General features: G+C 52.2%; 14 protein-coding genes. 4 read left to right on the top strand and 10 right to left on the bottom strand.

Translation table 11 applies throughout. From position 1 onward, the window contains the following. Nucleotides 1–72: 72 nt before the first annotated feature. The 4 genes from B0I18_RS13530 to mqnB form a co-directional block, all read right to left on the bottom strand. Nucleotides 73–369: a GIY-YIG nuclease family protein gene (locus B0I18_RS13530; protein WP_106523248.1), complete on the bottom strand. Its 297-nt coding sequence runs from the start codon at nucleotides 367–369 to the stop codon at nucleotides 73–75. Between the two features lie 922 nt (nucleotides 370–1,291). Continuing rightward, nucleotides 1,292–1,975, bottom strand: coding sequence for a tRNA (guanosine(37)-N1)-methyltransferase TrmD (gene trmD / locus B0I18_RS13525; RefSeq protein ID WP_106523247.1), 684 nt, complete (start codon nucleotides 1,973–1,975; stop codon nucleotides 1,292–1,294). Nucleotides 1,976–2,002: 27 nt separating this feature from the next. Further along, nucleotides 2,003–2,434, bottom strand: coding sequence for a putative signal transducing protein (locus B0I18_RS13520; protein WP_106523246.1), 432 nt, complete (start codon nucleotides 2,432–2,434; stop codon nucleotides 2,003–2,005). 27 nt (nucleotides 2,435–2,461) lie between these two features. After that, complete coding sequence (gene mqnB, locus B0I18_RS13515; RefSeq protein ID WP_106523245.1) at nucleotides 2,462–3,139, bottom strand: futalosine hydrolase; 678 nt, start codon at nucleotides 3,137–3,139, stop codon at nucleotides 2,462–2,464. A gap of 105 nt (nucleotides 3,140–3,244) precedes the next feature. Here mqnB and B0I18_RS13510 point away from each other — a divergent pair, with 105 nt between their 5' ends. From B0I18_RS13510 to B0I18_RS25100, 4 genes are all read left to right on the top strand, one after another. Further along, entirely contained in the window at nucleotides 3,245–3,655 is a 411-nt protein-coding gene (locus B0I18_RS13510) for a 6-pyruvoyl trahydropterin synthase family protein (RefSeq protein WP_106523244.1), read from the top strand. Between the two features lie 36 nt (nucleotides 3,656–3,691). Next, nucleotides 3,692–4,288, top strand: a complete 597-nt coding sequence (gene folE / locus B0I18_RS13505; protein ID WP_106523243.1) for a GTP cyclohydrolase I FolE — start codon at nucleotides 3,692–3,694, stop codon at nucleotides 4,286–4,288. Between the two features lie 447 nt (nucleotides 4,289–4,735). After that, nucleotides 4,736–4,942, top strand: a complete 207-nt coding sequence (locus tag B0I18_RS13495; RefSeq protein WP_106523241.1) for a class I lanthipeptide — start codon at nucleotides 4,736–4,738, stop codon at nucleotides 4,940–4,942. A 271-nt stretch (nucleotides 4,943–5,213) separates the two neighbouring features. Continuing rightward, nucleotides 5,214–5,414: a class I lanthipeptide gene (locus B0I18_RS25100; protein ID WP_181358464.1), complete on the top strand. Its 201-nt coding sequence runs from the start codon at nucleotides 5,214–5,216 to the stop codon at nucleotides 5,412–5,414. An 85-nt stretch (nucleotides 5,415–5,499) separates the two neighbouring features. On the opposite strand, the gene B0I18_RS13490 is transcribed toward B0I18_RS25100, so the two are convergent. The 6 genes from B0I18_RS13490 to B0I18_RS13465 all read right to left on the bottom strand — a co-directional run bounded on the left by B0I18_RS13490 (nucleotide 5,500) and on the right by B0I18_RS13465 (nucleotide 12,457). Next, a complete protein-coding gene (locus B0I18_RS13490) occupies nucleotides 5,500–5,790 on the bottom strand; it encodes a chaperone modulator CbpM (RefSeq protein ID WP_106523240.1) in 291 nt (96 codons plus the stop codon). Nucleotides 5,791–5,802: 12 nt separating this feature from the next. After that, complete coding sequence (locus B0I18_RS13485) at nucleotides 5,803–6,705, bottom strand: J domain-containing protein (protein ID WP_106523239.1); 903 nt, start codon at nucleotides 6,703–6,705, stop codon at nucleotides 5,803–5,805. A gap of 69 nt (nucleotides 6,706–6,774) precedes the next feature. Further along, nucleotides 6,775–7,188 carry a VOC family protein gene (locus B0I18_RS13480; RefSeq protein ID WP_106523238.1) on the bottom strand — a complete coding sequence of 138 codons (414 nt, stop codon included), beginning with the start codon at nucleotides 7,186–7,188 and terminating at the stop codon, nucleotides 6,775–6,777. Between the two features lie 94 nt (nucleotides 7,189–7,282). Beyond that, nucleotides 7,283–8,494 (bottom strand): MFS transporter, encoded by a 1,212-nt coding sequence (locus B0I18_RS13475; protein ID WP_106523237.1) that lies wholly within the window; start codon nucleotides 8,492–8,494, stop codon nucleotides 7,283–7,285. A gap of 106 nt (nucleotides 8,495–8,600) precedes the next feature. Beyond that, entirely contained in the window at nucleotides 8,601–9,953 is a 1,353-nt protein-coding gene (gene xrtN, locus B0I18_RS13470; protein WP_106523236.1) for an exosortase N, read from the bottom strand. Further along, nucleotides 9,938–12,457 (bottom strand): XrtN system VIT domain-containing protein, encoded by a 2,520-nt coding sequence (locus B0I18_RS13465; RefSeq protein WP_106523235.1) that lies wholly within the window; start codon nucleotides 12,455–12,457, stop codon nucleotides 9,938–9,940. Before B0I18_RS13465 ends, xrtN begins: the two co-directional genes overlap by 16 nt. Between the last annotated feature and the right edge of the window lie 123 nt (nucleotides 12,458–12,580).

Genomic DNA, 12,580 nt, shown 5'->3' with positions numbered 1-12,580 from the left:
CGTCTCCCTCTGTCATCCTGAGCGCAGCGAAGGATCTTAACAGAGGGAGCACAAGTGCAAACAAGCCCAGACCTATCCCGCATCCAGGAAACAAATCCCGGGATTGATGGTTTCAATCAGGGCCTTTTTCCTCGCTCTTGTCCAGCCCTTAATTTGTTTCTCCCGCTTTATTGCCTCAGGGATATACCGGTGCTCTTCGAAATAGACCAGGTAACAACAAGCATACCTGCCGGTGAATGTAGCACTGTTACGACTGTTTGCCTGGTAAACATGCTGGCTCATTCTCAAAACAAGATTATTGGTTACACCAGTATATAATACGGTCTTGTTTTTGTTCGTAGTTATGTAAACAAAGTAAGGTGGAGGCATAAAGGACTATTTCCTGGCAATATCCGTAGATGCCCTCAGCAACAGCCACTTTCAAGTACTTAATATTAGAACAGTAACGCTAACGGTCAGCATGACCTCCTCTCCTGCCCGGTAAGATGCTTCGCTACGCTCAGCATGACATCAGGTGGGAGCCATGCACGTAACCTGTCTCGCCTAACGCTACAAACAATAGCGACAAGGGGAAGCACAAGCCACATCACTCACTCCCGCCATCCTAAGCCCCTCCCCGTCATCCTGAGCGTAGCGAAGGATCTTAACAGAGGGAGCGCAAGTACAAGCAAAGCATAACTATACTCCGCCACACCTTAGCGCACAGGTAATGCTAAGTGTCAGCGTAACCTCCTGCCCGGTAAGATGCTTCGCTACGCTCAGCATGGCATCAGGCGGGAGCCATGCACGTAACCTGTCTCCCCTAACGCTACAAACAATAGCGACAAGGGGAAGCACAAGCCACATCACTCACTCCCGCCATCCTAAGCCCCCTCCCCATCATCCTGAGCAAAGCGAAGGATCTTAATAAAGGGAGCACAAGTGCAAGCAAGCATAACTATACTCCGCCACACCTTAGCGCACAGGTAATGCTAACGGTCAGCATAACCGCCTGCCCGGTAAGATGCTTCGCTGCGCTCAGCATGACATCAGGCGGGAGCCATGCACGTAACCTGTCTCCCCCTAACGCTACAAACAATAGCGACAAGGGGAAGCACAAGCCACATCACTCACTCCTGCCATCCTGAGCCCGCTCCCCGTCATCCTGAGCGCAGTGAGGATTAACAACGGAAGTGCAAGCAAGCAAGCATAACCCCGAACGAACAAATGCGCCCATAAAAACAGCCCCCGCTATTGCGGGGGCCATAATTTATAAGGTAATACTATCGGTCAGCTCTTAAAGTTAAAGCCATTAATCGTGCCGCTCCAGCAGGTCCGGACGGCGCTGTTGCGTGCGCTCCAGGGCCTTGTCCTGCCGCCAGGCATCAACGATCTTAGGATCGCCGCTCAGCAATTCGTCGGGCACTTTCCAACCCCTGAAGTCGGCGGGGCGCGTATACACCGGCGGGGCCAGCAGGTCGTCCTGGAAGGAGTCGAACAGGGCCGAGGTTTCATCGTTAAGCACACCGGGTAATAAACGGCCTACCGCATCCACAACTACCGCCGCTGCCAGTTCGCCACCACTCAGTACATAATCACCGATAGAGATTTCCATGGTTATATAATGTTCGCGGATGCGTTCGTCGATACCTTTGTAATGCCCGCAAATGATCATCAGGTTGCCTTTCATCGACAAACGGTTGGCAATCTTTTGCTCAAACCTCTGCCCGTCGGGCGTCATATAAATAATCTCGTCGTAGGTTCTTTGCTGCTGGAAAGACTCGATACATAAGGCCAGGGGTTCGGGCATCATCACCATACCCGCACCACCGCCAAACTGGTAATCGTCTACCTGGGCATGTTTGTAGGGTGTAAAATCGCGCAGGTTGTGCACATGCACCTCCAGCAAACCTTTATCCTGCGCCCTTTTCATGATCGAATGGGCAAAAGGGCTTTCCAACAGCCCGGGCACTACGGTTATAATATCAATACGCATAATTCAATGTTGTACCGGCATACCGGTTTAAAATTCTTCGCCGCAATGGAAACAATGCCATTTGTCGGAACGGAACAGCAAGGGGAAACCCAGTAAGAGCCAGGACAGGAAAGTTGGTCCTTTTTTAAAATCGACCCTGCGGGTATTCTTACTGCCGCAATGGATACAGAGTTTATTGGAAGGGTCGAGCTGTTCGGTATCTTCATCCCAGAAGCCCGGCGTTTCGCGCTCCAGGCGTACCTCCTCTTCGGTTGTTTCCAGGATGTGCAGCGCCCGGCCCTCGTCCTGCTCCGCCACCTGCAGCTTAATGCCGCCTATGGCCTGCGACCATACCCACTGCATGGATACGGTATGCTCGTCCTGCAATACACATACAATACCTTCCGCTTCGAGCCTGGCTTTTACAATATTGGCAGTAATATAGTTGTCAAAACTTCGTAGGGTTACCAATTCGGCCATGGGCTTGGGTTTATTGCCTCCGGTCGCTTACAGGTCGGTCGGCAGGTTTTCGATCATCCAGTCGTTCAGGCTCCGGATCGCTTCTTTCATTTTCCATTTGCTTTTATCACGCGGCTCCACATAATTGGAGATGCTGCGCACCTGCAAAAAGGGCAGCTTCTTCATCAGGCAGGCATAGTGAAATGCTGCGCCTTCCATACTCTCCACATCACAACCGTATTTTTCTGTTCTTTTATGAATGGTGGCGCTGCTACCGCTTACCGTATTGACCGTCAGGCTGGTTACGAAGGGCAGGTTGAGCTTCAGCGGGAAATCCTGGAAACTGTTCACCAGTTGCCGGCCCGCAAAGGGTTGCCGGCCTTCCTGCATCAACCCGATATCGAACATGTCCTGGTAAGTGCCATGATCTTCCACGCCAAGGTCGCCCAGCAGTTCGGCCCGTACAATAACGAGGCTGCCCAATGCCAGGTCGCGGTTAAAGGCGCCGGCTACACCGGCCTGCAGGGCAAAATGAGGCCTGAACTCCCCGATGGCGGCAGCAAGGGCAAAAGCCGCCTGCATCATACCGATACCGGTTATGCATACATAGACCTCCAGGTTATCCTTACAGTAATGATGTTCTGCTGTTTTTGCAAATTTCTGATCCAGAAAGTGCTGAAAATGCTCCAGTTCAAATGTCGTGGCCGCCGCGATCAGTAAGCGCATACTCCTGTTTTAATCCGGCAAATTTAATTCCTTTATGGCTTTATACTGAATGTTTTTTGAGAAACCTTGCTAACATAGTACCTTTGCGGAAATTATTACGATATTATGGTATATCTGACCAGGGTCGAGCATTTTAATGCGGCCCACAAGTTATATAACCCCGAATGGAGTGATGCGGAAAATGCAGAAGTGTTTGGTAAGTGTTCCAATGCGAACTGGCACGGGCATAACTATGAATTACATGTTACTGTAAAAGGCGATCCCCATCCCGAAACCGGTTTTATCTTCAATGCCAAGACACTGGGCGTGCTGATCAAAGACGCCGTGATCGAAAAAATAGACCACCGCAACCTGAATATGGACGTGGAGTTTATGAAAGGCAAATTTACCAGCGCGGAAAACCTGGCCATCGGTATCTGGAACGAACTAAAGCCCCATATCGAAAAAGAAGGCGCTATCCTGCACGGCATACGCCTCTATGAAACCCCGAAGATCTACGTGGAATATTTCGGCTAAGACGGTTCTGTTTATTGACAACTTACATTATTACGAATGGCATATAAAAAAGAAGATCATTACGACGAGCACATTACCAACCCGCTTACTACGCATTACAAATCGGTGATCGAGCTGCTGGGTGAAGATGCGGATCGCGAAGGCCTGCAAAAAACCCCGGAACGCGTAGCTAAAGCCATGCAGTACCTGACACAGGGTTACCAGATGAATGCGGCGGATATCCTGAATTCTGCCAAGTTTAAAGAGCCCTACAGCGAAATGGTAATCGTAAAGGATATTGAACTGTATTCACTTTGCGAGCATCATATGCTGCCTTTTATCGGCAAAGCGCATATTGCCTATATTCCTAATGGTTATATTACCGGTTTAAGCAAAATCGCCCGCGTGGTGGATTGCTTTGCCCGTCGCCTGCAGGTACAGGAGCGTCTTACCCACCAGATCCTGGATGCCATACAGGAAGCCCTGGCGCCACTGGGCGTTGCGGTGGTGATCGAAGCCAAACATATGTGCATGATGATGCGTGGCGTACAGAAACAGAATAGTGTAACCACCACCTCCGCCTTTAGCGGACAGTTTGAACACAACGAAACACGGTCTGAATTCCTGAGGCTGATTGCCGCAGACCTGGTATAATACGATATACGAAGCGCCCTCCGGGGCGCTTTTTTTTATTCCGGCCTCCTGCCCCATGGAGCTGCTTTGCCATGCCTGTTGCCAGTACCTCAGCATCTCCTGCTGTGCTGCTTTCCTTATCGGTTATAAATGGTTAACGTGCGCCTGCTCCGCGCAATACCTAACTATGTGATGCATGCTACCCGCCAATCCTTCCGGATCTGTAAATACATCCCTGCTACCTGCTTTTATCCTGGTCCTGGGCAACCTGCCCTACCGGTTTCACTCCAGGATCTCAGGAGTAAAAAATACAAAAAACCAGGTATTCCCAGGCTTCCCGGGGCGGTTTACCTTTGTGCTACGGGCAGCAGCCGTGCACAGCTGCAGCCGGATGCTGAACAATCGTCCCGAGGCATTGCCCCGCAAAAGAAAGGGAAGAACCACCTATGCTTACCCACAACATCCATTATGAAAAAAAGTGCTAGCCTGAAGAAACTGGCTTTAAGAAAAGAAACCATTGCAGCCCTCGACCAGCACAACCAACAGCTGGTACAGGGCGGATTCAGCCTTGCATCGGCATGTCACTCCTGTATGTCGCAGTGTTTGTGTAATCCGCAGCCTACCGTTCCCGGCCGGCCCTGTTGCCCGCGCGAGATTCCAACCAGGCAAGAGTAAAGTATCCTCATCCTGCGGCCATTCCTCTTTGGGGAATGGCCGTTTTTCTACCGGAGCGTTATAGCACTTTAAGTTAATTGTAACAATATGCCGGGGGCGAAACCGGGAAAATACCGGAAAACCGGTAGAAGCCTCCTTGACCCGCATCATTATCTTTGTGTTACCTGCAAGGGTAAGCGCGCTACCGTTGCAATATGCTGAACAATCATCCCGAGGCATTGCCCCGGCAGAAGAAAGGGATGACCAAATCACATACACAAAAAGATCGATTATGAAAAAGAGCATAGGCCTTAAGAAACTGGCATTGAAAAAAGAGACCATCGCAGCATTAGACCAATTAAACCAAAGCCAGGTACAGGGCGGAGGATCAGTAGCATCAGCCTGCTACTCCTGTATGTCCCAGTGTTTATGCAATGGCGGCGGACAAACAGCCCCGGGACGGCCTTGTTGCCAACGTCCGGGTATTATGTAATTAAAACCGAAACACAACAGCGGCCGTTCCTCTTCCGGGGAACGGCCGCTTTCATTTATAACTAAATGTACAACAGGAAATGATCTTAATAACGCAGCTGTGTCAGCCGGGCTTCCAGTTCGCGGATATGATCCTGCATGCTTTTGATCTTTTGTAACAGGTTGCGTACCACATCTATTCCCTCCAGGTTCAGTTCCAGGTCGCGGTGCAACCTGCTGTACCATTCCAGTTCTTCCAGTTGGTCGTAAGGTATAAAACGCTCCTCCTCGACAAGGGTCAGGGTTATCAGTCCGTTCTGCTCCAGGGCATCGATAAAGGCCCTGTCGGTATGGTAATGGATACAGTATTCGGAAACCGTGATCAATTCTGCAGGCATAGTCGGTAAAGTTTAAGATTCGGATAATGTTTTGAACAATTCTTTTTGTTTATCAGTGAGGCCGGTAGGTATTTTTATAGAAAAAGTAAGATAGAGATCGCCAAAACTGTTGTCTTTACGGTATACCGGGAAACCTTTGCCCTTCAGCCGCACCTTAGTCCCGTTCTGTGTTTCCGGTTTTATCGTCAGCTTTACTTTACCATCGAGGGTATCGGCCATAATCGAGCCTCCCAGTACTGCGGTGTACAGATCCAGGGCGACCTCAGCATAGAGGTCGTCCTTAACCCGCTTAAACACCGGGTCTTCCGCAATACGGAAGGTAATGTACAGGTCACCGGCAGGACCGCCATTAGCGCCGGGCCCACCGTAGCCTTTCAGTTTTATCTTCTGCCCGTCGGCCACACCGGCATGGATGGTGATCCGTACCTGTTTGCCATTTACGGTAAACATATGCGGATGCGTGGTGTAAGCCTCTTTAAGGGTAAGCGGTAGCTCCGCATTCAGGTCCTGCCCGCGAAACATCGCCTGCCTGCCCCCACCCGACTGGTTGCCGAAAAGGGATTCGAAGAAATCCGAAAACCGGCCGTCGTCGAAACTACCGTTATACCCTTCGAAATCTTCGCCGTTATAGGCCTGTTGCTGCTGTTGCGATTGCCGGTGCTGTTCGTATTGCTCCCCTTCTTTCCAGCGCTCGCCGTATTGCTCGCCATACTTATCGTACTGCTTGCGTTTTTCGGGGTCGGTCAGTACTTCCTGCGCCTCGTTGATCTGCTGAAACTTCTGTTTCGCCTCCTGGTCGTCGGGGTTCAGATCGGGATGGTACTTGCGCGCCAGTTTCCGGTATGCTTTCTTAATATCATCGGTGCTTGCATTCTTGCCGAGGCCGAGCACGGTATAATAGTCTATAAAGGCCATAGTGAAGGGCGGATATCTTTTACCCTATGTTACAATCGAACGGCTTAAAAGTTGTTGGGCCGGCGGTATTTAACGCAGCGCCCCGGTAGCCCGGGCGGCGGTCTCTGCTTCGCTCAGCCTCCAGGGCGGGTTCAGGCGGTTTTCGCCGGCAAAATAAAAGATCAGCTGGTTGCCGTCAGGGTCTTTTAACCGGGCCTCGCGCCATAGCCAGGACTGGTCTTCGGGCCGGGTTTCCCAGGCCATACCCGCAGCTTCGAGCCGGGCTACTTCGGCATCCAGGTCATCACATTCAAAATAGATCCATATCCCATCGCCCTGCGGCAGGCGGTCTACGCGGTGCAGGGAAAAAGTACTGCCATCGGGACAGGCAAAACGGGCATAACCCGGCAGGGCATCTACGATCAGGGTCATGCCGAGGCGGGTATAAAAAGAAACGGAAACTTCAAGATCAAGCGCGGGAACGGTAACCTGGTTAAGTCGCATCAGAAAAGCTTTAAGAGGTCAATAAGGAATGCCAAAGGTAGCATTCCCCATTGCTCCGGGTTTTCACTTCTCTGTATATGCGGATAAAGAGGCACTATAATTTTTTCAGGATAAAATACATACCCAGGGTAACCAGGGCTATGGTAATACCGGTGATCCACCACAGGGTTTCGAAACCATAGGCCGCCGCGATACGGGTGCCCAGGAAGGGTGAGAACACATGTGCAATGGAAAAGCTAAGTGCGTTCAATCCCATATAAGCGCCCTTGGTCTGTTCGGAGGAGCGGCTTACGGCTACCGTAGCCATAAAAGGCATGGCCAGTATCTCCGATATGCTCATCACGAACATGGCGAAATACAACATCCAGTGGGCATCGCACAGGTTAAGCAACACATAGGAGAGCCCGCAGAGCAGGGTCCCGATCACGATGGCCCTGCGGGTACCCAGTTTACGTTCGGCAATATGCACCAGCAGCATCTCGAGCAAGACTACGGCCAGGCCGTTGGAGGCCAGTACCAGCCCGGCTCCCGACTCGCTCAGATGATGCACATCTCGGTAGTACAAGGGCAGCGTACTGAGCAGTTGAAAAAAGCAGATACTGTAAAAACAGCAAAGCAGGGAAAAGACCAGGAACGGACCGTCGCGGTAAGGCGAACGGCTGATTACCTTTTCCACCGGGGCATCCGGGGCTTCAGACTTGGGTGCGGTGACCACACGACCCTTACGGTTGCGGAAATAAAAATAAAAAAGCAAGGCAGCCAGGCCCGCCGATATACCATTGCCATAGAACAATAACTGGAAAGAAATAGCTGCCAGCAAACCACCGATTGCAGGACCGATAGAAAAGCCCAGGTTCAGCGCCATCCGGTTTAAGGAAAAAGCTTTGGTCAGGCTCTCCGGCCGGGAATGGTACATAATGGCTACAGAATTGGCCGGGCGCAGGGTTTCGGTAATCACACTCAATACAAAAATACCGGCGCCCAACAGCTCCGGTGTTTTAAACAGGGGCAATATAAAATACGGGGGCGTACACAGCACCAGGCTGGTGATCTGGGTATTGAAATGCCCCCATTTATCGGAAAGTAAACCACCCAAAAAGGAACCCGTAATAGCACCCAGGCCAAAACAACTCAGCACGACACCGGCCTTTTCCAGGCTCAGGCCCAGTTCCTGCGTCATATAGATACCCAGGAACGGCAATACCATAGCGCCACAACGGTTGATGAACATCACGAGCGCCAGCATCCAGGAAGCATGCGACAGCCCGGTATAAGATTCCAGGTAGGCACGTAAAAATTTTTTCATGAGAATATGCCGGCCGGAGACATGGGTTGGCCGGGATGTTGCAAATGTAGGTTTTTGCCTGGAAACGAACCAGCACCGGTTATCTTTCCTGCATACCGTATGCCCCTCAATGCCCGACCAGCTTATCTTTTGCCGCTGCGATACGGGCTACTTCGGCTTGCAACACCGCAGGCGTGGCGGCAGTAACATTGATCAGCGTAAAGGGTCGGGCGCCTTTCAGGGTTTGCCAGCGCCAGGCCCATTGGCTTACCGTACTGGTCGTACCATTCTCATACCACCAGGCAGTATACAAACGCTCTGTGCCCTTGGCCAGTACGCCGGTAAATAAGCTGATCCCCGACCAGTTGCAGGCTTGTACGCGCTCAAAGCTGTAACCGCTGCCATTCCAGCACAACAAAGGATTATGGTCGGTGTATACCGCGCCCTTCAGGGGTTTGAGGTATATGAGCACGGTATTGTTTTCCATTTTAACCACGTCGCTGTTGTAACGGGAAACAGTATACCCCGCTACTACCGGCAGGGCCTGCTGCCGGTGTACAGGCGGTACCTGCCGTTGCCGGATGTGTGCCAGGATCAAAAAAGACAGGATGAACAAAGGCAACCAGGCCGCGTATTCCGGGAGCGCGTTAGCCGCTGCTGCAGGCGCCTGGACACGACCCGCTTTGCGCAGCAATAAGCGGCATAATCCGGCCCCCGGCAACAATACATAAACCAGGAGGCAGATGATACCGCAAATACCGTGTAGTGGATTACCGGGCAGCAAATGGAAATACACCAGGAGCAGGATACGGCAGAGGTTAGCCACGATGTTCAGTACAACCAGTGCGGCCAGGAATAAAAGGATCCAGCCGGCTGCCAGCCGCCGCCGGTAACGGCGCTGGTAAAAGGCCACCATGATCAGTCCGCACAACAGCGATACCACCAGCATGCTTAAACCCATACAGGCCGGATCTACAGCAAACTCCGTGGCCCCGCTGCCGATAATATTACCGGCAACCGCAACCGGCACACCCGCGCCCTGTAACAAGGCGCCAGCCATGGCCGTAAGCTGCAAACGTACCGGGAAGCTGAATACCTCTGCGAAATAACTGCAAATCGGCGACATCAGGAGCAGGGTCAGCAAGGACAGTACAGAGCAACGGCCTTTATAATACTCATACAGGAACAATAAGGTACAGCAAAGGGTCATATAAACCACGGTCTTCACGGGCAGCAACAAACCCGTCAAGGCAAAAGCAACCGCCAGCCAGCCCATACGGGTACTTTTCCGGCCCGCGGGTTGTGTAAACATCAGCGGCAATGCGCCCAGGCCTACCAGGAAGCCGGCCGATTGCCAAAGCAGGTAATCGCCGAGCAGGATAAAACTGCTGATACTGCAGGCCAGTACCCCAAACAGGCACAACAGGTCATTACGGCTGTAGCAATGCGGCACGCGCCGGTATTTTAAGAAGATTTCCATAACACCTTAAGCTGTTTTTTACGATACAGGAATACTACCAATGCGGCTGCAATAGCGATCAGCGCCCATTCTTCGGGCTCGGGCACCGCGCCTTTCGATTTCATACTGGCGTTTTGCAGGCTGTTCTTACTCTGGCTGATGTCGAAGCGGTTATAGTCTGCAGCGGTTTCAAGTACCACAAGGCTCGACAAAGGACTTACAATACCTGCCTCCTGCGCTTCGGCCACCAGCGCGGTATCTACTTCATGATTGGTATAAAGCCCGGAGCGCAATTGTTGCATCAGGTGGTTATAGGTAAAAAGCCGCATCACATGATCCGGCGCATGCGTATCCGTTGTGCCGGCACCACTGGTTACCTGTATGCCCGCACGTTCCAGCACGATCTTATCCGCACGCTCGGCATCGGTAGCAAAACTGCTGCCTGTTACCAGCTGTTGCAGCAGTTCGGTATCGCCTTGTTCGTATACAAAAGCACGGTGCTCTTTCAGCGTACTCAGGTAAGGGTTAAGTGTGCGGCCCAGGTTAAACAGCCGCAGCTTCTGCCCTTGCTGCAACCAGGCATCCAGGCGCTGTCCGAACTCGGTATCCTTCAGATCGCCGATCGCGGGACCTTCGCTGCCGCCTTTGGTTACCAGCAGCGCCGTAGCCGGCTCGTCGATCTCCTGCAAGGGGAACAGGCTGAAATGATAGTCCTGCATACGCCTGAAGATCTTTTCGCGGTTCTTATCGCTGAGCTGTACCAGGCCATCATCATACACATAAACCGCTTTGCCGCTAAAGGTATGCCAGGCCGCATCAAACTCGCGCCGGGTCCAGCTTCCGTTGAGGTCGAGGTATATCTTATCAAAAAACGCAGCGTCACGTTGCGGTTCAAAAGCAGCCACCGTATAGGTTTTCCCGTTAAAGGCAAAACTCCCGTTGCTTACCGGCGGAGCCGCAACATCCAGTTGCCAGTGCTGTTGGTAATTACCCTCGCGCATAAACCGGCCCGGCGCACCCGGCTCGAAACCTTCGGGCTGTTCCGGCGCGGTTTTGCCCACCCAGTCGAGCCGTACCACTTCGCGGGCCGTAGCCGCATCGGGACCTTCGAAATAAATGTTGTCGTAAAACAGGCGGTCTTTTACCGTTGCAAGCGGTGCAGTTATGCCTATTTTGAACATCCTGCTGCCATCGGCCGGTACCGGGAATACGCGTACGCTCACCGTATTGCCCTCCTGCCAGTGCACGACCGAAGGATCCCTGCTTTCTACACCGACGATCTGCCGGTAGGCCTGTGCTGCCTTGCCTTTGGTGGTCAGTATGCCCGGGGCCTCCCTGCCATCGATCCAAAGCGACAATGCCGTTACCACACCGCCTTCCGGCAGGTGAAAGGTGTAAATTGCCTCCTGGCCGGACCAGCGGTTATCAGTACCTCCATGGCGCCGGCCCACGGTCAGGGTCTTTTCGGTATAGGCCATGCGCAGTTCGGGCCATAAGCGCACATGCGTTACCACATCGGTAGTCTGCAGGTCGTCGCCGCGCCACAGGCGTTCCAGGGTTTTATGTCTTGCACCAAAAGCCGACTCCAGCACCTTCAGCCTCTCCTCTTCATTCAAGGCCTGCCTGTTGTTAAAAAACGTTGCGATCACGATCAGCGGATCGTGCTTGCGGGTTTCTTCAAAATCGACCCGGGGCAGCGACCAGTCCAGCCAGTTATCATCCTGTTTGGCCACGGTATATACAAACCCGGCTTTCAGGTACTCCTCCGTAAGCCAGTTGCCGGACAACCTTTGCGCCACCTTCATCCAGGCGGGCAAATCGGTATTGTCGGCCACAAAACTGCGCTGGTAGCAATGGTGTACCAGGCGGTCGATACGGTTCCACTGTAAACAAAAAAGCAGGATGACCAGGAAGGAAAAGAGCAGGCCTGCGAAGAAACTGGCCGCAACATAACGATATTCCCGGCCTACCTCTACCATCCACTTGATGGTGAAGATCACGAAAAACAAGGGCACGAGCGCATGCAGCGATATGCCCAGGAATACGCTGCCTACCAGTGCAAAAGGGGCCAGCGGCAACAGGAAGATACTCAGGTACAGGAAGAGCAGGAGCCCTGTGCCCGTAACAAAGCCGGCCAGTATACGCTGCCAGGCCCGGAAGCGGTCCATATACCCCAGGCTGGTATAGGCGGCGGCTACCACCACCAGGCAACAACTGAGCCAGGGTACGGATGATTCGAATACGGGGATGAAGTGATTGAGGGCATAGGCGCTGATCAGGGCGAGCACAAGGCAGAGCAGGAAGCAATGCAGCCCTTTAGGGCCGCTGCGCCGTTTTCTCGAAAAAATGATCAGGCAACCATAGAGCAGCGATACGGCATAGTTGATCAAAAATATGCCGAAAAAAGTTTCGGCTTTAAGGCCGGCCAGGCTGGCGATGCCATATACGGCTGCGGAACATAATACCAGCAGCACGCCGATGCGCTGGTAATCTTTCTGGGTTTCAGGGAGGATGGTAGCGGGCATGTTTTAATTTTTTAAAAGCACTTTTAAAAACAAAGTGTTTGCATAAAAAAATAACGGGTTAAAAATAGGGCACTAAAAACAGGGGTTTGGCAGAAATCATAAAGTACTTTGAAATACAAAGTA

Origin of the sequence: Taibaiella chishuiensis (genome assembly GCF_003014535.1) — a bacterium.
GTDB lineage: Bacteria > Bacteroidota > Bacteroidia > Chitinophagales > Chitinophagaceae > Taibaiella > Taibaiella chishuiensis.
This window is presented reverse-complemented; position numbering and strand designations above follow the sequence as displayed.